This is a genomic window from Lacipirellula parvula (genome assembly GCF_009177095.1).
Lineage (GTDB): Bacteria > Planctomycetota > Planctomycetia > Pirellulales > Lacipirellulaceae > Lacipirellula > Lacipirellula parvula.
In genome coordinates, this window is the sequence record NZ_AP021861.1 from 2329990 (window position 1) to 2352937 (window position 22948).

Here is a 22948-nt window from a genome sequence, read left to right on the forward strand (position 1 = left end):
ATGTGGCTGATTTCACTAGCCGAGAAACACCTGAAAATGGAGCGCAGCGTTCGAAAACGGCGCCGGCAGGATGGTATTTCGGTAATGCGAAATCGGCCGCCAGGTTTTTCGTGGATTTGGCGGGTCGTCGAGACCGTTCGCTATGATGCGCAGATGGATCGTAAATGCGACCTCGCGTCGCAGTTCCCGAATGCCAGCGGATGCCGCCGATCGGCCTTTCCGAAATTTAATCCCTGGCACGCGCCGTCGCGGGGCGTAGGTCAGGCTTTTAGCCTGACAGAACCTGCCAACCGGAATTGACTACCCAACGTCGCGCTCGTCGGGCTGAAAGCCCGACCTACGTGCGGTAGTCGGCGTTTAGGCGGACGTACTCGGCGGTGAGATCCGAGGTCCAGAAGCGGGCCGAGGCTTCGCCTTCGTCGAATAGCAGCACGACGCCCGTGTTGCGGTCGGCTTCCATTTCGCGCGAGACGGCGTCGCCGTCGAAAGGGACAGGTTGGCCGCGCTCGTAGAGGAGCGAGCCATTGAGGTGGAGGCAGACTTTTGAGGCGTCGAACTGCACGCCGGCGTAACCGGCGGCCGAGACGATGCGGCCCCAATTTGGATCGTTGCCGGCGATGGCGGTTTTCACTAGCGGGCTGTCGGCGACCGTCTTCGCAATTTGGATTGCTTCGTCGCGAGTGCGGCAGCCGTGGACTTCGACGGTGATGAGGTGCGAAGCGCCCTCGCCGTCGGCGGGGATCGATTGCGCGAGATCTTCACAGACTTCCACGAGCGTCGCCTGGAACTTCGCGAGCGCATCGCCCTTCAACTCTGGACCGCCGGCGGCGCCGTTGGCGAGGAAGAGGACGCTGTCGTTCGTGCTCGTATGGCCTTCGACGCTGATGCAGTTGAACGACTCGTCGGCGGCGTCTTTCAACCCTTCCTGCGCATCCTGTAGGCTGATTCGCGCGTCGGTCATCACCACCGCGAGCATTGTCGCCAGATTCGGGCCGATCATCGCGGCGCCCTTCGCGACGCCGCAGATCGAGATCGTCTGGCCGTCGATGGTAACGATGCGGCTTGAAATCTTCGGCCGCGTGTCGGTCGTCATCATTCCCCGGGCGGCGTTGACGAGCGAATCTTCGTCCCTGCCGAGGAACGTGGCGACCTTCTCGATGCCGGGGATGATCTTTTCCATCGGCATTAATTCGCCGATGACGCCGGTCGAGAGGACCAGCACGTCGGTGTCGGCGAAGCCGCAGACTTCGGCGACGCGGGCGGCCATCGCCTTCGCATCACGATCGCCGAGATCGCCGGTGCAGGCGTTGGCGTTCCCGGAGTTGATGACGACCGCCCGCACTGTTTCGCTGGGGGTCCGCTCGCGGCAGAGCTTCACCGGCGCGGCGAACACGAGGTTCTGCGTGTAGACGCCGGCGGCGACGCAGGGGGCGTCGGAGACCAGCAGCGACAGGTCGAGTCGCGACGTATTCTCCTTCACGCCGCTGTAGATGCCGGCGGCGCGAAAGCCTTTGGGAAGTTGCTCGGGCATAGGGGGGACCTGTTTGGCAGCGGCTATCGTTCACTCGGCGTTAGAGCGCCGTCGTTTCCTCGAAGCCGTACATCAAATTGAAGTTTTGCACCGCTGCCCCGGCGGCGCCCTTGATTAAATTGTCGATCACGCTGATCGTCACCACGCGGCCGCGAACGACGCGAGCGGTGAGGTCGCAGTAGTTCGTATTGGTCACGTCCTTGGTCGTCGGCAAGCCGTCGACGACGCGGACGAACGGCTCGTTCGCGTAGAACTTGCGGAGCTCGGCAAGGATCGTGGCGGCGTCGACCGGTTTGGTCGGCGTCGAGTAAGTCGTGGTCAGGATGCCGCGATCCATCGGCACGAGGTGCGGCGTGAAGATCACCTCGGTCGTCTTGCCGCCGAAGTCGGACAGCACCTGGTCGATCTCCGGCATGTGGCGGTGGGTGCCGACGCCGTAGGCCGAGAAGCTTTCGTTCGCTTCCGGGTAATGGAAGTTCAACTTCGGCGTGCGACCAGCGCCGCTGACGCCGCTCTTGCTGTCGACGATGATGCCGTCTGGCGAAATCAGGCCAGCCTTCAGCAACGGCGCGAGGGGGAGGATCGTCGACGTCGGGTAGCAGCCAGGGTTGGCGACCAATTGCGACTTTGGAATCCGCTCGCGGTACAGTTCCGGCAGGCCGTAGACCGTCTTGGCCATCCGCGCCGCGTCGGGGTGATCGTGGTCGTACCACTTTTTGTAGACGGCCGGATCGTTGAGGCGGTAGTCGGCGCTGAGGTCGACCGCACGCATGCCGAGCGGGAGAATCTCTTTGATCACTTCGGCGCTGGCGGCGTGCGGCAGGCAGCAGAACGCACAGTCGGCGCGCTCGGCGAGTTGAGCGGCATTCAGATTCTCAAGCCGCAGGTCGAGCCGACCGCGCAGCGACGGGTGGACGTCGCCGAGATGGGGCAAATCGTCCTGGCGAGTGGTGAGCGCCGTGATCTGGGCGTGGGGATGCGCCAGTAGCAGCCGGATCGCTTCTTTGGCGGAATATCCGGTAGCGCCGAGGATGGCAACTCGAACCATAACGATGCCGCAGGCGGTTGGGGGGCAACCTGACGAACCGCTGACGGAGGGACCATGCCTGGTGGCGGCCGCTCGCCAGTCGGGAACTTCCAAATATACTTTGCCGCCCGGTAGGTCGCTACGGGCGCGGGTGCCTAAACGACACGGGGCGGGGGAGTTCGGTTCAAACCTCGCAAGAGATAACTTGTGGTTCCCTCCCCTTGGAGGGGAGGGTTAGGGAGGGGGGACGGAAGCGGGTACCAGCGGTCTACCCCCTCCCCAGCCCTCCCCTCAAGGGGGAGGGAGCCTCACGAGTTAGTCGTTGGCGGGCGAGGGCATCTCGGGATTAATCAACCGTTCCTGGATGACCGCCAGGATCTCGCGGGCGACGGATTCCTTCGAGCCAGCGGCCGCGCGGAGAACGGCGCCGTGCGGGTCGAGGATCTCGACTTCGTTCTCCAGCGAGTTCATCGCCGCGACGCCGTTGGAAACCATCAGGTCGCAGCGTTTGCGTTCGAGCTTCGCCAGGGCCCGCAGGCGATGGTCGTCGGTTTCGAGCGCGAAGCCAACGACCCAGCGGGCGCCTTTTTCGGCGGCGAGCGTGGCGACGACGTCGTCGGTTTCGAGCAAGTGGAGCAGCAGCGGGGCGCCGGTCTTGGCGATCTTCTGATCTTCGACCCGCTCGGGGCGGTAGTCGCAAGGAGCGGCGGCGCCGATCAAGCCGTCACAGCGTGCGAACGCGGTGCGGGCGGCGGCGAGCATCTCCTCAGTGGAGACGACCGGAATGACTTCCGCAGTGGCGGGGTAGGGGACTTCGACGGGGCCGGAGACGATCGTCACGTCGTGGCCCAGTTCCAGGGCCGCGGCGGCGAGGGCGGCGCCCATGCGGCCGCTGGAGGCGTTCGTGAGATAACGAACCGGGTCGAGGTACTGCCGCGTCGGTCCGGAGGTGATGAGGATGCGGGCCATGCGGGGCGGCGAGTTGGGAATAAGAGCCCACCGGCGGAGCCGGTGGCTTCTATTAAACGGGCTTCGATTGTTCGAGCAAACGGCGGACTTCGGCGGCGATTTCCGCCGGCTCGGCCATGCGGCCGACGCCGCGTTCGCGGCAGCTCTGCCAACCCTCTGATGGGCCGACGAAGTGGTAGCCGTCTTCGCGAAGCTGGGCGACGTTCCGCTGCACCGCGGGCTTCGTCCACATTTCTTTATTCATCGCGGGGGCCAGGATGACCGGACCGGTGAACGACAGCAACAGCGTGCTAAGCAAGTCGTCAGCGATGCCGTGGGCGGCCTTCGCCAGGAAGTTGGCCGTGGTCGGCGCGATGCAAAGGAGCTCAGCCTGGCGGGCAAGCTGAATATGCGGCCCGAGCGGATGATCATCTCGCGGGAACGAACGCGTGGCGACAGGGCGACCGGTGAGCGCGCGAAAGGTTGCTTCGCCGATGAATTTCCGGGCTCCGCCGGTCATCACGACGGTGACGCCAACGCCAGACTGCACCAAGTCGCTGACGAGCGCCGCCGTTTTGAATGCGGCAATGCCGCCGGTGACGCCGACCAGAATTTCACGTGGCGCGGACATGCGGACGAACGTCCCCGTCAACAGTAGCAGTAGAGCCTACAGCGACGACAGATCGAATTCCGGCGGACCGCCCAGCGGGCGATGATCGGCGGCGGTGACGACCCGGTTCGTCGCGTCGAGGAAGATCTTGTCTTGCAGGATTTCCTGGACGACGATCTCCATTTTGTCGTCGCTGCGGAAATCGACGAGCGGGCGGGCGCCGGAGTTGATGGCGGCCAACCGCTTTTGAATCAACGTCGACAGCTTAAAACGGCCGCCGACCTTGTTGACGATCTCTTCTTCCTTCAGTGCGTCAATCATCTTCCTACGCCTCGGGTTCTAAGCCCCGACTCCGCAAAATATCGCTAATTTGGTCGACCGCCTGGTCGACCGTGTCATTCACAACTTGGTGAGAGTACTGGCTCGAGAGCTGCAACTCGTGTCGCGCGACGGCCAGTCGACGTTGCACCGCATCCTCGTTCTCGGTGCCGCGCGAGCGAAGACGGCGCTCCAGTTCTTCGACCGAATCGGGACGGATAAAGACCGTCACCGCTTCGGGAAACTGGCGCAGAACCTCCCCGGCGCCATCCACGTCGATCTCTAAGATTACCCACTTTCCCTGGGAGAGACTAGACCTCACCTCGCTCCAGAGGGTGCCGTACCAGTGGCCGCGGCCGAAAACCTCGATGCATTCGAGAAATTCGCCCTCGCCGCGGCGGCGCTGGAACTCGGCGTCCGTCAGGAAGTAATAGTCGATTCCGTCCCGCTCGCCCGGGCGGGGGGGGCGGGTGGTGGCCGAAACGCTCAGCCGGATTGCGTGGCCGAGCTTCTTCAAGACTTCCCGTACCACCGTGCTTTTGCCGACGCCCGACGGGCCGGAAATAACGACGAGCTTTCCGGGCTTGGCGGCAATCATGGGTTCTTGCACTGCGGAGTTGCACAGGCGCTCAAGGAGGTCGACGCCGAGTTCGGCGTCGTTCGAGTCGCTACTCCACGTTCTGGATTTGCTCCCGGATTCGCTCCAAGGCTGTTTTGATTTCAACGACTTCATGGGAGATCTCGGCGTCGTTTGCTTTGGAGCCGATCGTGTTTGTTTCGCGACCCATCTCCTGACAAATAAACTCTAGCTTGCGACCGGCGCTTTCGGCGGCCTGGAGGGCCTGGGAGAATTGCGCCAGGTGGCTGCGTAACCGGACTATCTCCTCAGAGATGTCGCTCCGATCGGCAAATACGCAGATTTCGCGGACGACGTCGATCGGCTCGATCGAGGCGTTGAACTTGGCCAGTACCTCGCCGACGCGGTCCTGCAGGCGTTGCCGGTACCCCTCGACGACCTGCGGCGAGCGGGCGGCGATCGCGGCGAGGCTTGTTTCGACCGTGTGGCATTGGGCCGTCAGGTCGGCGGCTAGCGCGGCGCCTTCGGCGGTGCGCATCGTGGTGAGGGCTTCCAGTGACGCGCGGAGCGTCGGTTCCAAAAGCGGCCAAACTTCTTCGGCGTCGCTCGCTTCGCTGGAAAGCTGCTCGATGACGCCAGGCAGGTCGGCGAGCGACTCCAGCCGGATGTCTTCGGCGAGGTGACGCTTCGCGGCGACCTTCTGGAGTTGGTCGACGTAGTTCTCCAGAACCGCCACGTTGACGCGGTAGTCTTCCGCATCGCTCATGTGGCGAATGCGGAGGTTGACGTTCACCGTACCGCGGCGGACGTACTCGCGAACGACAGCTTCGATCCGCGAATCGAGGGCGGCGTAGCCATCCGTCGTGCGCAGATTCAGCTTGAAGTGGCGATTGTTGATCGTGCGCACTTCGGCCGTGATGGCGTGGTCGTCGCGCTCGTCGCGAGCGTCGCCGAATCCGGTCATGCTCAACAGCGGCACGGGGCAAACTTCCTGGGTGCGAGGATCAAGCGGTGAGGAGGATGAGCGTTAGTTCTCGGCCGCGGGTTCGGCCGGGGCGGCGGTTTCAGCGGCGGGCGCCTCGGTCGACGCTGCCGGAGTTGCGGCGGCGGGCTCGGTGGCAGCGGGCGCTGCGGCCGGAGCCGATTCAGTTGTAGCGGCCGGGGTCGATTCAGCCGGTGCGGCGGTCGTGGCGGCGGGCGTTTCCGTCGTCGACGCGGCTGGCGTCGTTGTCGCTCCGCTCGCATCTGCCGGCGTCGTGGTTGCTGCCGGTGCGTCGGTCGCCGCGTCGCCGGTCGAGGCAGGCGTGCCGAGGTCTAACCGAGCGCGTTCGCTCGATCCGGTGGCGGCGAAGATGATGCAGAGCAAAATCCAAATCACCGCGGCGACCGAAGTGATCCGCGTGAAGATGTCGCCAGCCTTGGCGCCGAACGCGCTCGATCCGCCCATGCCGCCGAGGGCGCCGGCCAAGCCGCCGCCGCGACCTCGCTGCACTAGGATCAGCAGGATCAAAAACACGGCAATGACGCACAGCAGGAAGCCGAGCAGCGATTGACCGAGTGCGGCGAGAATGGGAAGGGGCACGTGTCGCTCCGTCTAAAAACTCAACAAGTAACTTGGTAATAGTTGCGGCGACCTGGGGCCAAGTCAGCCGGCAATATGATCGTCAGTTCAGCCTGCCGCGGCGATGGCCAAAAAGTCGTCGGCCTTCAGGCTGGCGCCGCCGATGAGAGTTCCGTCTACATTCGGCTGTCCGAGCAGTTCGGCCGCATTGTCTGGCTTGACGCTGCCGCCGTAGAGGATCCGAACCTGATCCGCCGTTGCGGCATTGTAACGCTCCGCTATCAGCTTGCGAAGATCGGCATGGACCTCCTCAGCTTGCGCGGGCGTGGCGACTTTGCCGGTGCCAATGGCCCAAACGGGCTCATAAGCGATCACCGTGGCGACCAGTTGCTCGGCCGAAACGCCGGCCAGGGAGCCGTCGAACTGCGTGCGGATCACTTCGGCGGTCTTGCCCCCTTCGCGTTCTTCGAGCAGTTCGCCAACGCAAACGATTGGCACGATCCCGGCGGCGAGGGCGGCCAGGGTCTTCTTATTCACGTCGGCGTCGGTCTCTTTGTAGATGTGACGACGTTCGCTGTGGCCGAGGATGACATGGGTGCAGCCGCAATCCTTGAGCATCGAGGCCGAGATTTCGCCGGTGAAGGCGCCGCTCTTTTCGTGGCTCATGTTTTGGGCGGCCAACAGCACCGTGCCGCCGTTGAGCACCGACCCAACCGTCTTCAAGTAGACGTACGGCGGGGAGACCAACAGATCGACCTTGCCGTAGGCCGGCGAGGCGTCGGAAATGGCGCGAGCGAGCGCAGTCGCGCCGGCGCCATCGAGGTTCATCTTCCAATTGCCGGCGATCAACGGTTTACGCATCTTCTCTTTCCGGGATTGATAATTCGGTTTTCTCTCGCAAAGGCGCTAAGACGCAAAGACGAACGCAAAGAATACAAAATGCTGAACTGTCTCTGCCTTCTCTTCTTTGCTTTTTCCTTTGCGCCTCTGCGGCTTTGCGAGAGATCAGTTTTTTGCTTTAGCCGATTTGCTTGCCAACGGCGGCGCCGACTTTGCGGATTTGGTCCATCAGCTCTGCGTACTGCTTCGGAAGCAGCGCTTGCGGGCCGTCGCTCATGGCTTCTTCGGGCTTGTCGTGAACTTCGATGTGGACGCCGTCGGCCCCGGCCGCAACGCCCGCGAGGGCACAGGCCGGAATCAAGTCGGGGCGGCCCGTGGCGTGGCTCGGGTCGACGATAATCGGCAAGTGCGAGAGCTTGTGGATCTGCGGGACCAGGGCAACGTCGAACGTATTGCGGGTCGCCGGATCAAAACCCTTCACGCCGCGTTCGCAGAGGACGACGTTCGAGTTCCCTTGAGCCATGATGTACTCAGCGCTCATCAGGAAGTCGGCCACGGTGGCGCTCATGCCGCGCTTGAGCAGCACGGGCTTGTTCGTGCGGCCGACCTCGGTCAGCAGGACAAAGTTCTGCATGTTGCGGGCGCCGAGCTGGAGCATGTCGGCGTACTCGCAGACCAACTCAACGTTGCGGGGGTCGACGACTTCCGTCACGACGGGCATGCCATGGCGGGCGCCGACGTCGCGAAGGATCTTCAAGCCGTCTTCGCCCAAGCCTTGGAACGAGTAGGGGCTGGTGCGGGGCTTGAAGGCGCCGCCGCGGAAGATGTTGGCGCCGGCCGCGCGGACCGACTTGGCGATTGATTCCATCCGTTCTTCCGATTCGACCGCACAGGGGCCGGCGATCATCGCCATGTGGCCGCCGCCGATCTTCACCGGACCGACTTCGATGATCGTTGGCTTCGGGTGAGCCTGCTTGCTCGCCAGCTTGTAGGCGGGCATCACCGGCAGGACTTCGGCGACGCCGGGGATCGCGGCCAGCGGCGCCGACTGCAGCTTCGTTTCGTCGCCGATGACGCCGATCACCGTGCGGTAGGTGCCGCGGCTGATCGAGGTCTGCAGGCCGAGCTGTTCGACCTTGCTAGCGACGTGCTTGATTTGTTCTTCGGTGACGGTTTCGTCGAGAATGATGATCATAGAACGCGCGGGTTCAAAATCTGGGAATGGGGCTGCCATAGCCCTCTCCGGCGGACCGGAGAGAAGCCCTCCAGAGTAACCTGAAGCGGGCGGCTCCACTAGCCGTCCTGGCGGTGCCGAAATCAGGCCTCGCCAGCGGAGGGCGGGGCAGGGGAGGCCGCCGCGGGACCCGCCTGTCGGCGGAGTTGGCGACGGGCCTGCTCGTAAATGATTTGGAGCCGTTTGAACTGCTCGACCGTTCCGCCCCGATCGGGATGGGCCTGCTTGGCCTGCTCGCGGTAGGCCCGTTCGACTTCTTCGAGCGTTGCGTCTGAGGTAAGGCCCAGAGCGATGAGGGCCGGCGCCGGGCCTTCGCCGGTTCGCAGGCTGCCCAGCCACCCGGGGGCGGCGAACTCGCGGTAGGCCCGCAATTCATCACGAATGCGATAGCCATGGAGCGCCATGCCGGCGAGTGCGGCCGCCAAGCCGGCGATGGCGGCGATTTCTAGAAACTGCTGAAGCTGGATTCCGTAGAGCTTTGAGCTGGCAGGATCTCGCGGGTCGGTGATGAACAACAGCCCCACGATCACGGCCACGCTCAGCACAGGGCCGAACAGCACGAACAAGAGCGCAGCGATGGGCCCCGAACGACCTCGATTGCGGAAATGGAGCCAAACGACCGCCGCCAGCAGCAGGACAAGCGTCGCGTGAATGACGATCGACCAGTGCTCAAAGAGTATGCCGGCGGGCGAGTTCATCTTAGTGGCAGATGATAGGCGCCCGCCGCAGGAGCGGCAATCCGACTCGGTCGCCGAGCCGACTGGCTAGCGGGCCTCGGGGGGCGAATCGATCGGCAATTCAAAGCTGAACGTCGCTCCCTGCTCGGGGTTGAGTTCCGCCCAGAGCCGCCCGCCATGGTTTTCGATAATCGAGCGGCTGACCGACAGGCCCAGGCCGAGCCCCTCCTGCTTCGTCGTGAAGAACGGTTGAAACAGCGACGAGAGGTCGTGGGCCGCAATGCCGGCCCCGCAGTCGATGACGTCGACTCGGACGCACCCCTTTTGCAGGGAAGTGCGGACGGTCACCGGTTGCGTGGCGCCAGAGTCGACGGCGGATTCGAGGGCGTTGCGAATCAGGTTCACCAGCACTTGCTCGATTTGGATCGAGTCGGCAGCGATCATCGGCAGCGAGCAGTCAAGCTCGGCGACGAGGGGGATCGCTTCAGCACGACCCATGGCGGGGCCGAAGCACGATTTCGTCAGCGTGATGACGCTAGAGACTAGGTCGTTGACGTCGACTCCTGCCGAGAGAGACGCGTTTTTCTTGACGAACGTGGTGAGTCGTTTGACGATCTCGCTGGCGCGATCCGTCTGTTTGGCGACGTTCTGCAGCAGGCCGAGGACGTCAGCCGGGAGTTCTTGCCCGGAGGTTAGCGGCCAGCGTTGGCACGCGCGGGCGAAGTTGTTGGCGGCCGCCAGCGGTTGGTTCAGTTCGTGGGCGAGGCCCGAGATCATTTCGCCCAACGTGCAGAGGCGGTTCGCATGGGCGATTTCCGCGAGTCGCTGCCGTTCGTTCTCCTCTGCCTTGCGCCGCTCGGTGATATCGATGAACGCCCCGACCGATCCGCGCGGATTACCGGCCGAATCGCGGAGCGGCGCCGAGTACCCCAACATCCGCATGATGCGACCATCTTCGTGGATAATCTTGAACTCAAGATCGCGAATCTCGGCGCCATTTCGCGCGGAGATTTGCATCGGCAGTTGATCGTCGGGGATCAGCCGTCCGTCGAGGTCGACGCAAACGAAGTTAGTCGGACGCTCGGAGGCATCGGCGGTTTTCGACGAGTTCTCGGCCGCGTCGAGATCGAGGAAATCAGCCAGGGTGCTGTTTGTGCGAATCCGTTTGCAGAGCGGATCGAACGCCACGCCGATGCCGACGGGGATCACATTCAGGAGCGTATCGAGTTCCGTGGCCCGATCATGGAGCGCCGCTTCTAACCGAGCCACTTCCGCTTCGAGACGAGCGATGCGCTCCTCAGCTGGAAGCGGCTCGGTCTGGATCGCAAGTTCCCCGACGACGGGGGCCGCGCTGCCAACAATCTGGGCGAGGACGATTCTCAAGGGAAGTGCACGAGGGGTTGAAAGGGATATGCAAATAATGAGGAGGGTGACGCTTAAATGCCAGTCAGTAAGTCGTTGATAGCCACGGGAGCCTGGCCGACAAGTTTCGTTTACATACCACTGTGGTGAAGAGTCTGGCTATTTATTATGCGATATGTCACAAAAAGCGACGCAATCTTGCGGAGTTGTAATGCCGGATGCCGCCTTCGAGAACTCCCTCAAGCGGGGGGATTCTACAAAACAGCGTCCTGCGACCATTCCACACATGCGCATGCAAATGGTCCTTTGGCTTGTTTGCGAATAAGCGGCGTGGTGCTACGCCGCTAAACTCTTGCAATTTAGTACGGATTTCCCCGCACGCTGGATTCACGGTTCATCGGGCGTCGAGGCCTTAGTTTCCGTTCGTGGCGAGAATAATTCAGACGTATAATGAAAGTTGGCCGACCAACCTGAAGGCGGCCGCCCCTGGCCGTAACATTGCGGAGAATGCGACGATGAAACGAACCCGGCTGATTCTCGCAGCAACGGCTATGGCAGCGCTCGGCGGGGGTGATTTCAATCGCGCCGCGGCGCAGCAACCTGCTTCGGCGCCCGCGACGCCGCCCCCCGCGGACGAGCGCTACGTCGAACCGAACACACGGTCGCAAGCAGAAATCGACAAGGAACGGGCGGCTATCTGGGACAGTAAAGAGATGGTCGCCGCCCGCGAGTGGTTGGTCGACCACATGGCCCGTTCCGCGCGGATCACGCCCTCACAGTCGCAGCGCTACCTAGAGGAACTAAAGCGACTGTCGCCCGAACAGATGAAGTTGTGGCTGATCACGTTCGAAGAGCAGCAGGCGGAGCGAAACCGCCAGCATGAGACCTTTGAATCGGCTCGCCAAATGTCGGTCGATCGTGCGATGCAGGCCAACCAAGCGAGCCAGCAAGCGGCCGAGAACGCCACCCGCACGCGCAATCAAGCGGCGCAGACAGCGCAAGAGGCGATGCGGAATCAGCAACAGACGGCGCAGGAGCGCGCCCAGCAGCGCGCAAGCGATCGCGACGCTGCGGCGCAGGCGATGCTTCAACCGTCGGCGTACATCTGGCTGAACACCGCTCCCTGGGGCCCGTATGCCGGCTATCCGATCGGCGGCGGAGCGGCCATCGATCCAGCGGCGTTTCGCGGCGTGTTGGGCGTCACCAACCGCGAACCTGCCAATACGATTTCGCCCGGCGCCCGCCGGCCCGAGACGAACCGCTAGGCTCGTCTTAGTGAGTTCTACAATTGGAAGCGTCGTCGCGGCGACGCCCAGTGGATCGGCTCGATCATTGCGTGTTAGTCAGGCGCGCTGTTGACGATCTGAAGGCCGCAGTGGGATGAGTATTTCTCCCGCCCGCTCGAGAGGCCGTTGCTCGGCTTCGCAGGCGTCCGCTTGAAGGAGGCCGCTTCTCGCCGTTTCGTTGTTCCTCGTGCAACGAAAAACGACCCGAGAACAGACAATTGTTCTCGGGCCGTCGTGGGGAGAGTTTCGTTGTCGCGGCGGCTAGATCACCAAGTGAACCCGCAGCCGAGAGCCAGACCGACCAGGTTGGCTCCGCCGATGCCGGCCGAAGCGAACGAGTTGGTCGTCAGTTCGCCGATCGTGCCGCCGAAGCCGGCGCCGCCGGTTGGCGGTCCATCGATGTCCCATTGCTGGTATTCGAGGGCCGTGCGGAAGAACGCGTTGGCCGGGATGTACTTCAGCGGGAAGTCCATCTGCAGACCGATCTGGTATTCCAGGATATCAAGCTCGGCGTCGGCATCGGAACGACGCACCGTTGCGGCGCCGACGAGCGGCGCGCTCGGCGAGGAGGCCACGGTGCCGTCTGAACGGCCGAACGAATCGGTGTGGCCGCCGAGATACGAAACGCGGAAGCCAGAGAAGAACGTGAACGGCGAGTCGCCCAGTTGCCGACGGACGTTGATGCCCGTCGTACCGCCGGCGCCGTTGAAGCTGAAGCCGTTTTGCAGCGTCAGGTTGATGAAGTTACCGGTTGTAAAGACGCCGAAGGCCAGGAAATCGGACTCGGTGCCGATCATCGCCTGGCGGGCGCCGAGCGAGCCGTCGATTTTCCACTTGCCCGGCTTGAAGCTGCGGACGATTTCGATGTCGGCGGTTTGCAGGTGAGCGCGATTCGTCTCGAAGATCGTGGCGAAGTTGCTGCCGGTGTTCGGAATCGCGGGATTCGGAGCCGGGGGCGTGTCTTGGTTGCTGGTTTCCAGATTCCAGTAGCGGCCGACGACTGCCCACCGCTCGTTCAATTGCAGGCCCATCCACAACCGCGGGGCGGCGGCGAACTTGTCGTTGATGCCGTCGCCGTCGACCGTTGCGAAGGTTGAGACGCCAGGCGCCGTCGTATCGGAGAACGACGCCGTGATCCGTCCGCCGGTCGTCGCGTTGACGTTCATCAACGTCGCTTCCGTTCCGGCGAAGAAGAACGGCCCGCTACACTTCTGGCAGCGGGCGAGTTCGCATTGAACGGGTGCGTCGGAGGCGACGACCGTTTCAGCTTCGTTGAAGAATGAGGCGACGGAGTACCCCGTGTCGCCGAAGGCTGGGGCGGGCGCGACGAACAGCGCAGCCGCGGCCCAGCGAAGGACCCATCCATTGGTCTTCATCGTGATTCCTTCCGGCCATCCTTTGGCCAGCGTAAAACGTGGACGGCGTCTGCAGGCATGAGACGACCGCCTCCCCAACGTCCACGGTGAAAACGATCGACCACTTGAAGCGGAACCACGCAATTCTGCGGTTGCTAGCAGTAGGGTCGCCGCAGGCCGCAAAGTTGATGATTGGCCTCAAGAGGCTGCGATGGCGTTAGATGGCGGCGTCGCATTCCAGCCCCGGGCTCCGCCCGGGGGTAGGCGTCCAATCCGGTTGGCATTGTCGCTCGTACTGCACCCCCGGGCGGAGCCCGGGGCTAAAAGCGATTCCGCTGCTAGCCAACGACTTCCGACTCGGCGTACGAGCCGAGCAGCGACAGGCGGAGCGACTTCTTCTGCAGCGAGGCAATCGCCCGCTTCACCCGCAGTTCGGCGGGGTGCCCCTGGAATTCCAGGAAGAAGAGGTAGCGGCCCCGGGCGCTCGGGATGGGAAAGGATTCGATCCAGGTGAGGTTGAGGCGGTGGCGTTTGAAGATCGCCATCGCATCGGCGAGCGAGCCAGGTTCGTGAGGGGCTTCAAACACGAGCGCCGTTTTGTCGCGGCCCGTTCGGTCGGCCGCTCTAGCGCCGATCACGGCGAAGCGGGTGACATTCTCCGCGTTGTCTTCGATGTTCCGCGCAAGAACCGACAGGCCGTTGTTGACTGCGGCTTGTTCGGTGCCGATGGCGGCGGTGTCTGGTTCGGCGGCGGCGAGGCTGGCGGCTTCGGCGGAACTCGAGGCTGGTTCCAGCTTCACCCCCGGCAAGTGCGCGGCGAGCCAGTTGCGGCACTGCGACAGCGCCTGGGGCTTGCTGCAGACGCGGCGGATCTCGCTGCGGGCCCCGCGGCCGAGCAGGCAATGATGAATTCGCAGCGGTACTTCGCCGCAGATTTGGACATGGGTCGCGCCCGATTCGCCGCTGCCGTTACCATTGGCAACGGCACTGAGGCGGGCCAAGCATTCCAGTGAGTCGGCGACGCGGCCATCGGTGGAGTTCTCGATGGGGACGACGCCGAACTGGGCGTGCCCTTGCTCAACCTCGTCGAATACGCTGGCGATCGTCGCAACCGGCACGAGTTCGGCACTCTGGCCGAAGCGGGCGATCGCCGCGAGATGGCTGTAGGTATACGCAGGGCCGAGGTAGGCGGCGCGGATCGGTTGGTTGGCCGAGCGGATACCGCTCAGCAGTTCGCGGAAGATCGCCTGGATTGCGTTGGCGGTGAGGGGGCCGTCGTTGTTTTCGATGGCATACTTCAGCACCGCGGGGTCGGCGACGCCTGAAGCCGTTTGATCGACGGCAGATTCGCCGCGAGCTTCGGCAAGCTCGCCGTTCGCGATGGCCGCCGCGGCGCGTTCGTTGAGCAGATCGACCAGTTGGCGGTCGAGCTTCCGAAGCTGAGCGGCGGTGACTTTCTTAGCGGCCATGGCGGTGAGCGGGATGGGGGGCGAACGTGGGTGTCAAACTGGCATGTCGTCCGAAATCGGAAAACGCCGAGCGTTGGCTAGATGCTGCCAAACTGACAGTTGGCGAAATCAGTCCAGTTCGCGCTCTCAATTCTAGCTTGCGATTTAACTCGTTATTTGGCGGTGGTTTATGGCTATTTAATAGGGTCGCCCGCCAGCCGGCACGGCCTTTGCGTAAATACGTGACCGTACCTGGAAAAAACAAACGGCGGCTGCCGCGATGGCATGCTGCGCGTTGAAATACAGCATATCTTAAGCGATCAACCTCCAACTAGGAGAGGAGCTAACACTTATGGCAAGCGGCGAAAAAATCATCGGTATCGATCTCGGCACCACCAACTCGGTGGTCGCCGTGATGGAAGGCAAAGAAGCGAAGGTCATCCCGAACCCGGAAGGGAATCGGCTGACCCCCAGCGTCGTGGCGTTCACCGACAAGGGCGAAGTCCTCGTCGGCGATCTCGCGCGGCGCCAAGCGGTGACCAACCCAACCAAGACCGTTTACTCGATTAAGCGGTTCATGGGCCGGCGGCACAATGAAGTCGCTTCGGAAGAGAAGATGGTTCCCTACAAAGTCGTAGGCGGACCGGAAGACTACGTGAAGGTCGACGTCGGCGGGCAGGAGTTCACTCCGCCTGAAGTCTCGGCGAAGATCTTGCGCAAGCTCAAGGAATCGGCCGAAGCTTATCTTGGTCACAAGGTGAACAAGGCGGTCATCACCGTTCCGGCGTACTTCAACGACGCCCAACGTCAGGCGACCAAAGACGCCGGCCAGATCGCCGGCCTCGAAGTCGCCCGCATCATCAACGAACCGACCGCGGCGTCGCTCGCGTACGGCCTCGACAAGCAAGCGCAAGAGAAGATCTGCGTCTTCGACCTCGGCGGCGGTACGTTCGACGTCTCGGTGCTGGAAGTCGCTGACGGCGTCTTCCGCGTGATGAGCACCAACGGCGACACCCACCTCGGCGGCGACGACTTCGACGAAGAGTTGATGAAGTACGTGGCTGGCGAGTTCCAGAAAGAGCAGGGGATCGATCTCCGCAAAGACCGCATGGCGCTGCAGCGTTTGCAGGAAGCGTGCGAGAAGGCGAAGAAAGAGCTCAGCACGGCGCAATCGACCGACATCAATCTGCCGTTCATTACGGCCGATGCGAACGGTCCGAAGCACTTGCAGATGAACATCACTCGCGCGCAGTTCGAGAAGATGGTCGACGGGCTGGTGGAACGCTGCCGCATTCCGCTGGTGCAGGCGCTGAAGGACGCGAAGCTGAAGCCGAGCGAGATCGACGAAGTCGTCTTGGTCGGCGGTACGACCCGCATCCCGAAGGTGCAGGAACTGGTCAAAGAAATCTTTGGCAAGGACCCGCACAAGGGCGTGAATCCCGACGAAGTCGTGGCCATCGGCGCCGCGATCCAGGGCGGCGTCCTCTCGGGTGAAGTCCAGGACATCCTGCTGCTCGACGTCACTCCGCTCAGCCTCGGCATCGAGACCCTTGGCGGCGTGATGACCAAGCTCGTGGAGAAGAATACGACGATCCCGACCGAGCGGAAGCAAGTCTTCAGCACGGCCGACGACAACCAGACGGCTGTCACGGTTCGCGTGTTCCAAGGCGAACGCGAGATGTGTGCGGACAACCGGCTCCTCGGCCAGTTCAACCTGGAAGGGATCCCGCCGGCCCCGCGCGGCGTGCCGCAGATCGAAGTGAAGTTCGATCTCGACGCCAACGGCATCCTCAGCGTCGCGGCAAAGGATCTCGGCACTGGCAAGGAACAGACCGTCAAGATCGAGCAATCGAGCGGTTTGTCCGACGACGAGATCAAGCGGATGCAGGCCGACGCGGCCTCGCACGCTGAAGAGGACAAGAAGAAGCGTGAACTTGTCGAAGCTCGTAATCAGGCCGACTCGATGGCTTACCAAATCGAGAAGACCATCAAGACGAACGCCGACAAGCTGAAGGACTCCGACAAGCAGGCGCTCGAAGCGGCTGTGACGAAGGTCCGCGAAGCAGCCAAGGGCGACAACGCGGCGGCCATCAAGACCGCCGTGGCGGAACTCGAGGCGGCGTCGCACGCGATGAGCGAAGCCTTGTACAAGTCGGCAGCCGCCGGCGGCGACGGAGCGGCGGAAGGGGCCACGGCCCAAGCCGGCGGTTCGAGCGCCGACGACGATGCGATCGATGCGGAGTTCGAGGTGAAGAGCTGAGCGCCTGGCGCTTAATGCCAAATTCGAGGCATTAGCCCCGAGAGAGGCGACATGCTGTAGCCAGGGGCGCAAGCCCCTGGAACGGAGTTAGCAATCGCAATGAGCTCCGGAGGAGCGACATAGTTCTTCCTCCGGAGCTTTTTCATGCTCTCAACGTATTCGAATCTCCTCTATCACATCGTGTTCAGCACGAAAGATAGAGAGCGGTTGATCACCGAAGGCTTCAAGGAAGAGCTCTACCGTTACATGGCGGGGGTCACGCGAGAGGAAGGCGGAAGTCTGCTGGAGATTGGCGGGATTGAAGATCACGTTCATCTGCTGGCAAAGTTCAAGCCATCGATTACCGTTTCCGACATGTTGCGTTTGATCAAAACGAACTCGTCCAAATGGTTGCATGAGCAAAAGGGGCATGCACGATTCGGTTGGCAGGAAGGATATGCCGCGTTCAGCGTGAGCGAATCGCAAGCGATTGCCGTTCGCCGATATATTCGCAACCAAGCGGCGCATCATCGGCGGCAGTCGTTTCAGGACGAGTTCGTGTCGATGTTAGAGCGGCATGGCGTGGAGTACGATCCGCGGTTTTTGTGGGATTGATTTTGCCCCTCCGGGGCTTTGAGGATAAACGGCATCGGTTACCAGGGGCTTGCGCCCCTGGCTACATGATGTCGGCCCTCCGGGCCTTAATGCGGTAACGCTGAAGGTTGGGAGAGCGCAAAGAGTAAAGTAGCTAATAAATAAAAAACGGTCGGCGCCGTCTCGCCGGGAAGGAGGCCCAACGTATGGCCTTTCGTTTCGATAAACTCACTCAAAAAGCTCAGGAAGCGGTGCAGCGGGCGCAAGAGATCGCGGCCGACGCGGGGAATCCGCAGATCGAGTCGCTTCATCTGCTGGCGGCGCTCATCGACGAGCAGGACGGCATCGTTCGTCCGTTGCTCGATGCGATCGGCGTCAATCAACAGCAGTTGCGGCAGATCGTTACTGCCGAGCTTTCGCATTTGCTGAAGGCGAGCGGCGGAGCGCCGCCGCAACTCGGGGCGGAACTGTCGCGCGTCCTCGACGGCGCGCAGCAGGCGGCCACCGAGATGAAGGACGACTTCGTCTCGACCGAGCATCTGCTGCTCGCGCTCGCCCGCGTGAAGTCGAAGGCGCAAGACACGCTGAAGCTCAACGCGGTGAGCGAGAAAGACCTGCTCGCGGCAATGCAAAAAGTCCGCGGCTCGGCCCGCGTTACCGACCAGAACCCGGAAGGAAAGTTCCAGGCGCTGGAGAAGTACGGCATCGACCTCGTGGCTCGTGCGGCGCAAGGGAAGCTTGATCCGGTCATCGGCCGCGATCAAGAAATTCGCCGCGTCATTCAGGTACTCTCGCGCCGCCGGAAGAACAATCCGGTGCTCATCGGCGACCCCGGCGTCGGCAAGACGGCGATCGCCGAAGGGCTCGCGCTGCGCATCGTGCAAGGCGACGTGCCGCAGAGCCTGAAGAACAAGAAGGTCGTGGCGCTCGACATGGGCGCCCTCATCGCCGGGGCCAAATACCGCGGCGAGTTCGAGGAGCGGCTCAAGGCGGTGCTGCGCGAAGTGCAAGATTCGCAAGGGCAGGTCATCCTGTTCATCGACGAACTCCACACCGTCGTCGGCGCTGGCGCCGCCGAGGGGGGGAACGACGCGGCGAACTTGCTCAAGCCCCAGCTCGCCCGCGGCGAGCTCCGCTGCATCGGCGCCACGACGCTCGACGAGTATCGCAAGTACATCGAGAAGGACGCGGCGCTCGAGCGGCGGTTCCAGCCGGTGTTCGTTGGCGAACCCTCGGTCGAGGACACGATCGCCATCCTCCGTGGGCTGAAGCCGCGCTACGAGGCTCACCACAAGGGTGTGAAGATCAAGGACTCAGCGCTCGTCGCGGCGGCCGAACTCTCGCACCGTTACATCGCCGATCGATTCTTGCCTGACAAGGCGATCGATCTGATGGACGAGGCGACGAGCCGACTGGCGATGGAACTCGAAAGCGTGCCGGAAGAGATCGACCGCATCCAGAGGCGGCTCGTGCAGCTTGAACTCGCGGCCCGGCAACTGGCCGACGAGAAGGAGGAGCATGCGCAGCAACGGCTCGAAGAGATTAACGAGGAGATGGACGAGCTCCGTCGCGAACTCGCCAATCTCCGCGAGCAGTGGGAGAGCGAAAAGCTCGGCGTCGGCGACGTCGCGCAGGTCCGTGAGGAACTGCAGAAGGCTGACCACGAGTATCAGCAACTTGCCGCCAGCGTGAAGGAACGGCAGTCGATTGGCCAGATGGTCGGCGAAGACTTCTACCAGTCGCTGTACGAGCTCGACACGAAGCGGAAGAAGCTGCAACAGCGGCTCGAAGAACTGGAGAAGGTGCAAGGCTCGCCCGAGGCCGAAGCGTCGAAGGGGAAGAAACGCCTACTGCGGCAGGAGGTCGGCCCCGACGAAATCGCCGAAGTGGTGAGCGCCTGGACCGGCATTCCGGTGAGCCGCATGCTCGAAGCCGAGCGGGCCAAGCTGCTCGTGCTGGAAGAACGGCTCCACCAGCGAGTCGTCGGCCAGGACGAAGCGGTGCGGGCCGTGGCGAACGCGGTGCGCCGCAGTCGCAGCGGGCTACAAGATCCTGATCGGCCGATCGGTTCGTTCTTGTTCTGCGGTCCGACCGGCGTCGGCAAGACCGAGCTCTGCAAGGCGCTTGCCGAGACGATGTTCGACGACGAGAACGCGATGGTTCGTATCGACATGAGCGAGTTCATGGAGAAGCATACCGTGAGCCGCCTCATCGGCGCGCCTCCCGGCTACGTCGGCTACGAGGAAGGGGGCAAGCTGACCGAAGCGGTCCGCCGGCGTCCCTACTCGGTCGTGTTGCTCGACGAGATCGAGAAGGCTCATCGCGACGTCTTCAACATCTTGTTGCAGGTGCTCGACGACGGACGGCTGACCGACAATCACGGTCACACAGTCGACTTCACCAACACGATTGTGGTGATGACCTCGAACGTCGGCAGCCAGGTGATTCAGCAGATCGCGGCCGAGGATGGAACGCAGGAAGACATGCGCGAGGCGCTCGACGAAGCGCTGAAGACGCGCTTCCTGCCGGAATTCCTCAACCGGATCGATGACATCATCGTGTTTCATCCGCTCGATCGTTCGCAGGTCGGCCGGATCGTTGACTTGCAGCTGGTGCGACTGGAAAAGCAACTCGCCAAGCGCGGGCTGCACCTCCACGTCACACCGGCGGCACGGGAACGAATCGCCACGCTTGGTTACGACCCGGCGTTCGGAGCTCGTCCCGTGAAGCGGGTGATCCAGCAGACGATCCAGAATCCGCTGGCCACCGAGCTGCTGCGCGGCGAGTACCCGGAAGGCTCGACGATTGAAGTCGACGTCGACGGCGAAGGCGACGAGTTCCTCTTCCGCCGCAACGACGGCGCTGTCAATCAGCCGGCCGGTTCGCGCAAGTGATCCGCGAGTTCGTAAGGACGACGCTAACAACGGCGCTGTGGCGACGCACTGAGTGCGATCGTTGCGGCGCCGTTAGCGTTTCAGCAGCGACTCGTCGCGAGGCGCGCCGTGGCGCAGCGAATCCTTCAGGCTGATGAAGTCCGACAGCAGGAAGATCACCGTCACAAACGCGAGCGTGATCTCGGTGAGCGTCAGCAGCTTCGCCGGGATCGACTGCGGCGTGATGTCGCCGTAGCCGAAGAACATGAAGTTCAGGGCGCTGAAGTAGAAGAACTCGAATACGAGCGCAGCGCCGGCCAGCGATTCATTGACGCCCGCGAAACTCTCACGCCGCAGCACGTCGAGCAGGTGAAAGTCGAGCGCGAACGAGGTCATGATCTGCCACATGTTCACGAGCATCAGCAACATGAACTTGTGGTACGGCGTGTTTTGCGCCGTGGCGTGCCACAACTGGCGGATGTTCTCAGCGCCGAAGAAAAGCGTCTTCGCCCAGGCGACGATCAGGATCGTCGCGACCACCCACGGCGCAGCGAGACGGCCGGAGTCGATGACTTCCAGAATTGCCCACCACGCGCCGAAAATAACGGCAAACTCCAGCGCGTTGCGGGCGATCATTCTGATCGGAGTGAGCCGCATGCCGCGTGGCGCCTCGGGCTAGGCTTAGCGATCGCTCTCGACGAGCTTCCAGCGATCGATCAGCTCTTCGGCGCCAGGCGTCAGGTTGCGGAGCTTACGGGCGATTTCGGTCTTTTCCGACTGCGTCGCCTTCGGCAGCTTGCTCTTCAGCTTGGTCAGCTTTTCCTGACGCGAACGGCGTTGACGAAGATCACGTTTACGTTGAGAGGCGCCCACGCGATGGTTCCTTAGCTACGGTCGTTAGTCGGTAAATCGAACGGCGATCGAGCCCTAAACCGACAGGGCGATCGCAACGCTTCGTCGAGAATCCCCGGTTCTAACAGCCACGCCCGCCCCCGTCAATTCCGCCCGTCGTCACGGAGGGGGATGAGGCCCGCCAACCGCCGCCAGGCAAAACTCCGATGGCGGCGAAACGCCCCGTTTGGCAAAATCTACCAATGGACTATCCGGGAATAGACGGGTTTTTGGGAACGCGAGCATCGCTCATGCTCGACGTCGTCTTCCTAGCGATGTTCGCGATTGTGCCGGCGCTGGGCTGGAGCATTTGGCTGGTTAAATTCCGCCGAAATTATCAGCTCCACAAGCAGATCCAGGTCGTGCTGATGGTCGTCCTGGGCGTCGCGGTGACGCTGTTCGAACTCGACGTTCGGTTCTTCAGCGGCTGGCGCGAGCGGGCGGAAGCGTCGCCTTATTACGCTTCCGTCGAGTCAGCGGGGCCGGTGTGGGACGCGATCTTCGTGAATCTGCTTCGTCGTCCGGCGACGCCCGGTTGGGTCTTCCGGATGCTCCTCATCCACCTGGTCTTCGCGGTGACGACGGCGATTCTGTGGGTGTGGGTCGGCGTGAGAGCGTTGCGGCGCTATCCGCATCCGCCTGTGCCGGGGCCGCATAGCCGCAGCCATGTTTTGTGGGGCAAGATCGCGGCCTGGGACATGCTGATGACGGCCGTCACCGGGTGGATCTTCTACTGGCTGGCCTTCGTGGCGTAGCGCGTACGCATTTCTGCCCCTGGCTCTGTCAGGGGGTCGGTCACCACGCCGGTAGGCGTCGCCAAACGAAACGCTACCCCCTGGCGAAGCCAGGGGCTAAGGGTTGAAGAGCCGTCCGGCCCTACATCGGCGTGCCGGGCGGGAAACGGACGTCGACCAGCGTACCTGGCTTGAGCGGCAGATCCGTCGGCAGCGTGATTCTCACCGGCAAGCCGCGGGTCGTGGCGCCGCCGCTGGTGCCGTCGTAGATAGTCGCCGAGGCGACGATCGGGCCGATGCCCTCGATCTCGGCGGCTGCCCAACGATTGCCTCCGCCGCGCAAGCGAACGGCGACCATCGTTCCCGGTTCCGGGGGCTTCGACCCGTTGTCGGGTACGTGGCAAGTGATGAACGTCGGCTTCGAGGAGGCAATTTGTAGAATCGTTTCGCCGCGGCCGATCCACTGGCCCGGCAGTCCGCTGACCTTGGTGACGACGCCGTCGATCGGCGCTGGCAAATCGACTGAGCTATCCTTGCCGATGGCTTGCTCCACTCGCGCCGCCATGGCTCCCGAGGAGATCGGAGCGAATAGCGGCCACTGACCGTTCGGCTGTCCCTCGATCGCTTCCAAACGGCCGTCGACGGGGCTGCGCACGTCGACGATTTCCGCTCCGACTTCGCCATGCACGAACGGCGCGACGCGGCCTTGCTGTTGCCACAGCCAACCGCAAGCCGCGAGCGTCGCCGCCAGGCAAATGGCCGGCAGCACGCGTTCGCGGAAGTTCTCCCAGCGCTGGGCGGAGGGAATCGGAATTCGTTCGGGTCGCGCGTTCATGAAGCGAA

At 62.9% G+C, this 22948-nt stretch carries 22 protein-coding genes; 5 read left to right on the top strand and 17 right to left on the bottom strand.

What is annotated here, in order from left to right:
* Positions 1 to 337: 337 nt before the first annotated feature.
* The 12 genes from argJ to PLANPX_RS09155 all read right to left on the bottom strand — a co-directional run bounded on the left by argJ (position 338) and on the right by PLANPX_RS09155 (position 10706).
* A complete protein-coding gene (gene argJ / locus PLANPX_RS09100; protein WP_152098427.1) occupies positions 338 to 1531 on the bottom strand; it encodes a bifunctional glutamate N-acetyltransferase/amino-acid acetyltransferase ArgJ in 1194 nt (397 codons plus the stop codon).
* Between the two features lie 40 nt (positions 1532 to 1571).
* A complete protein-coding gene (gene argC, locus PLANPX_RS09105; protein WP_152098428.1) occupies positions 1572 to 2579 on the bottom strand; it encodes an N-acetyl-gamma-glutamyl-phosphate reductase in 1008 nt (335 codons plus the stop codon).
* A gap of 294 nt (positions 2580 to 2873) precedes the next feature.
* Positions 2874 to 3527: a phosphopantothenoylcysteine decarboxylase gene (locus tag PLANPX_RS09110; RefSeq protein WP_152098429.1), complete on the bottom strand. Its 654-nt coding sequence runs from the start codon at positions 3525 to 3527 to the stop codon at positions 2874 to 2876.
* Positions 3528 to 3579: 52 nt separating this feature from the next.
* Positions 3580 to 4137 (bottom strand): flavoprotein, encoded by a 558-nt coding sequence (locus tag PLANPX_RS09115; RefSeq protein ID WP_152098430.1) that lies wholly within the window; start codon positions 4135 to 4137, stop codon positions 3580 to 3582.
* A 36-nt stretch (positions 4138 to 4173) separates the two neighbouring features.
* Positions 4174 to 4437, bottom strand: coding sequence for a DNA-directed RNA polymerase subunit omega (locus PLANPX_RS09120; RefSeq protein ID WP_152098431.1), 264 nt, complete (start codon positions 4435 to 4437; stop codon positions 4174 to 4176).
* Between the two features lie 4 nt (positions 4438 to 4441).
* Entirely contained in the window at positions 4442 to 5032 is a 591-nt protein-coding gene (gmk, locus tag PLANPX_RS09125) for a guanylate kinase (RefSeq protein ID WP_152101830.1), read from the bottom strand.
* A gap of 70 nt (positions 5033 to 5102) precedes the next feature.
* The gene (locus PLANPX_RS09130) at positions 5103 to 5990 is read right to left on the bottom strand and encodes a YicC/YloC family endoribonuclease (protein ID WP_232536346.1); all 888 of its coding nucleotides are present in this window, start codon (positions 5988 to 5990) and stop codon (positions 5103 to 5105) included.
* A gap of 48 nt (positions 5991 to 6038) precedes the next feature.
* Positions 6039 to 6593, bottom strand: a complete 555-nt coding sequence (gene secG, locus PLANPX_RS27660) for a preprotein translocase subunit SecG (protein ID WP_194175120.1) — start codon at positions 6591 to 6593, stop codon at positions 6039 to 6041.
* Positions 6594 to 6680: 87 nt separating this feature from the next.
* A complete protein-coding gene (tpiA, locus tag PLANPX_RS09140; RefSeq protein WP_152098432.1) occupies positions 6681 to 7433 on the bottom strand; it encodes a triose-phosphate isomerase in 753 nt (250 codons plus the stop codon).
* 157 nt (positions 7434 to 7590) lie between these two features.
* Positions 7591 to 8607: a 3-deoxy-7-phosphoheptulonate synthase gene (aroF, locus tag PLANPX_RS09145; RefSeq protein WP_152098433.1), complete on the bottom strand. Its 1017-nt coding sequence runs from the start codon at positions 8605 to 8607 to the stop codon at positions 7591 to 7593.
* Positions 8608 to 8729: 122 nt separating this feature from the next.
* On the bottom strand, positions 8730 to 9344 hold the full coding sequence (locus tag PLANPX_RS09150) for a J domain-containing protein (RefSeq protein ID WP_152098434.1): 615 nt from the start codon (positions 9342 to 9344) through the stop codon (positions 8730 to 8732).
* Between the two features lie 66 nt (positions 9345 to 9410).
* Positions 9411 to 10706 (bottom strand): PAS domain-containing sensor histidine kinase, encoded by a 1296-nt coding sequence (locus PLANPX_RS09155; protein WP_152098435.1) that lies wholly within the window; start codon positions 10704 to 10706, stop codon positions 9411 to 9413.
* Between the two features lie 494 nt (positions 10707 to 11200).
* Between PLANPX_RS09155 and PLANPX_RS09160 the strand changes: the two genes are divergently transcribed.
* Positions 11201 to 11950 (top strand): hypothetical protein, encoded by a 750-nt coding sequence (locus PLANPX_RS09160; protein WP_152098436.1) that lies wholly within the window; start codon positions 11201 to 11203, stop codon positions 11948 to 11950.
* A 287-nt stretch (positions 11951 to 12237) separates the two neighbouring features.
* Here the strand turns inward: PLANPX_RS09160 and PLANPX_RS09165 are convergent, their stop codons facing one another.
* Both PLANPX_RS09165 and pheA read right to left on the bottom strand, forming a co-directional pair.
* Positions 12238 to 13347 (bottom strand): hypothetical protein, encoded by a 1110-nt coding sequence (locus PLANPX_RS09165; RefSeq protein ID WP_152098437.1) that lies wholly within the window; start codon positions 13345 to 13347, stop codon positions 12238 to 12240.
* A 317-nt stretch (positions 13348 to 13664) separates the two neighbouring features.
* Entirely contained in the window at positions 13665 to 14795 is a 1131-nt protein-coding gene (gene pheA / locus PLANPX_RS09170; protein WP_152098438.1) for a prephenate dehydratase, read from the bottom strand.
* Positions 14796 to 15126: 331 nt separating this feature from the next.
* On the opposite strand from pheA, the gene dnaK reads away from it, so the two are divergent.
* From dnaK to clpB, 3 genes are all read left to right on the top strand, one after another.
* A complete protein-coding gene (gene dnaK / locus PLANPX_RS09175; RefSeq protein WP_152098439.1) occupies positions 15127 to 17034 on the top strand; it encodes a molecular chaperone DnaK in 1908 nt (635 codons plus the stop codon).
* 144 nt (positions 17035 to 17178) lie between these two features.
* Entirely contained in the window at positions 17179 to 17628 is a 450-nt protein-coding gene (tnpA, locus tag PLANPX_RS09180; protein ID WP_152098440.1) for an IS200/IS605 family transposase, read from the top strand.
* A 185-nt stretch (positions 17629 to 17813) separates the two neighbouring features.
* Positions 17814 to 20501 carry an ATP-dependent chaperone ClpB gene (gene clpB, locus PLANPX_RS09185; protein ID WP_152098441.1) on the top strand — a complete coding sequence of 896 codons (2688 nt, stop codon included), beginning with the start codon at positions 17814 to 17816 and terminating at the stop codon, positions 20499 to 20501.
* A gap of 72 nt (positions 20502 to 20573) precedes the next feature.
* On the opposite strand, the gene PLANPX_RS09190 is transcribed toward clpB, so the two are convergent.
* Positions 20574 to 21137 (bottom strand): ion channel, encoded by a 564-nt coding sequence (locus PLANPX_RS09190; RefSeq protein WP_152098442.1) that lies wholly within the window; start codon positions 21135 to 21137, stop codon positions 20574 to 20576.
* Positions 21138 to 21161: 24 nt separating this feature from the next.
* Positions 21162 to 21353, bottom strand: coding sequence for a DUF6800 family protein (locus PLANPX_RS09195; protein WP_152098443.1), 192 nt, complete (start codon positions 21351 to 21353; stop codon positions 21162 to 21164).
* Positions 21354 to 21622: 269 nt separating this feature from the next.
* Here PLANPX_RS09195 and PLANPX_RS09200 point away from each other — a divergent pair, with 269 nt between their 5' ends.
* The gene (locus PLANPX_RS09200) at positions 21623 to 22126 is read left to right on the top strand and encodes a DUF420 domain-containing protein (protein ID WP_232536347.1); all 504 of its coding nucleotides are present in this window, start codon (positions 21623 to 21625) and stop codon (positions 22124 to 22126) included.
* Between the two features lie 121 nt (positions 22127 to 22247).
* On the opposite strand, the gene PLANPX_RS09205 is transcribed toward PLANPX_RS09200, so the two are convergent.
* A complete protein-coding gene (locus tag PLANPX_RS09205; protein WP_152098445.1) occupies positions 22248 to 22940 on the bottom strand; it encodes an HlyD family efflux transporter periplasmic adaptor subunit in 693 nt (230 codons plus the stop codon).
* Positions 22941 to 22948 lie beyond the last annotated feature (8 nt).

Coding starts and splice junctions, on each gene's coding strand:
- PLANPX_RS09120 (WP_152098431.1), bottom strand. CDS start 4,437: ATGATTGACGCACTGAAGGAAGAAGAGATCGTCAACAAGGTCGGCGGC.
- PLANPX_RS09165 (WP_152098437.1), bottom strand. CDS start 13,347: ATGAAGACCAATGGATGGGTCCTTCGCTGGGCCGCGGCTGCGCTGTTC.
- pheA (WP_152098438.1), bottom strand. CDS start 14,795: ATGGCCGCTAAGAAAGTCACCGCCGCTCAGCTTCGGAAGCTCGACCGC.
- gmk (WP_152101830.1), bottom strand. CDS start 5,032: ATGATTGCCGCCAAGCCCGGAAAGCTCGTCGTTATTTCCGGCCCGTCG.
- PLANPX_RS09200 (WP_232536347.1), top strand. CDS start 21,623: ATGCTCGACGTCGTCTTCCTAGCGATGTTCGCGATTGTGCCGGCGCTG.
- PLANPX_RS09205 (WP_152098445.1), bottom strand. CDS start 22,940: ATGAACGCGCGACCCGAACGAATTCCGATTCCCTCCGCCCAGCGCTGG.
- tnpA (WP_152098440.1), top strand. CDS start 17,179: ATGCTCTCAACGTATTCGAATCTCCTCTATCACATCGTGTTCAGCACG.
- aroF (WP_152098433.1), bottom strand. CDS start 8,607: ATGATCATCATTCTCGACGAAACCGTCACCGAAGAACAAATCAAGCAC.
- PLANPX_RS09110 (WP_152098429.1), bottom strand. CDS start 3,527: ATGGCCCGCATCCTCATCACCTCCGGACCGACGCGGCAGTACCTCGAC.
- argJ (WP_152098427.1), bottom strand. CDS start 1,531: ATGCCCGAGCAACTTCCCAAAGGCTTTCGCGCCGCCGGCATCTACAGC.
- PLANPX_RS09160 (WP_152098436.1), top strand. CDS start 11,201: ATGAAACGAACCCGGCTGATTCTCGCAGCAACGGCTATGGCAGCGCTC.
- argC (WP_152098428.1), bottom strand. CDS start 2,579: ATGGTTCGAGTTGCCATCCTCGGCGCTACCGGATATTCCGCCAAAGAA.
- PLANPX_RS09150 (WP_152098434.1), bottom strand. CDS start 9,344: ATGAACTCGCCCGCCGGCATACTCTTTGAGCACTGGTCGATCGTCATT.
- clpB (WP_152098441.1), top strand. CDS start 17,814: ATGGCCTTTCGTTTCGATAAACTCACTCAAAAAGCTCAGGAAGCGGTG.
- PLANPX_RS09190 (WP_152098442.1), bottom strand. CDS start 21,137: ATGCGGCTCACTCCGATCAGAATGATCGCCCGCAACGCGCTGGAGTTT.
- dnaK (WP_152098439.1), top strand. CDS start 15,127: ATGGCAAGCGGCGAAAAAATCATCGGTATCGATCTCGGCACCACCAAC.
- tpiA (WP_152098432.1), bottom strand. CDS start 7,433: ATGCGTAAACCGTTGATCGCCGGCAATTGGAAGATGAACCTCGATGGC.
- PLANPX_RS09115 (WP_152098430.1), bottom strand. CDS start 4,137: ATGTCCGCGCCACGTGAAATTCTGGTCGGCGTCACCGGCGGCATTGCC.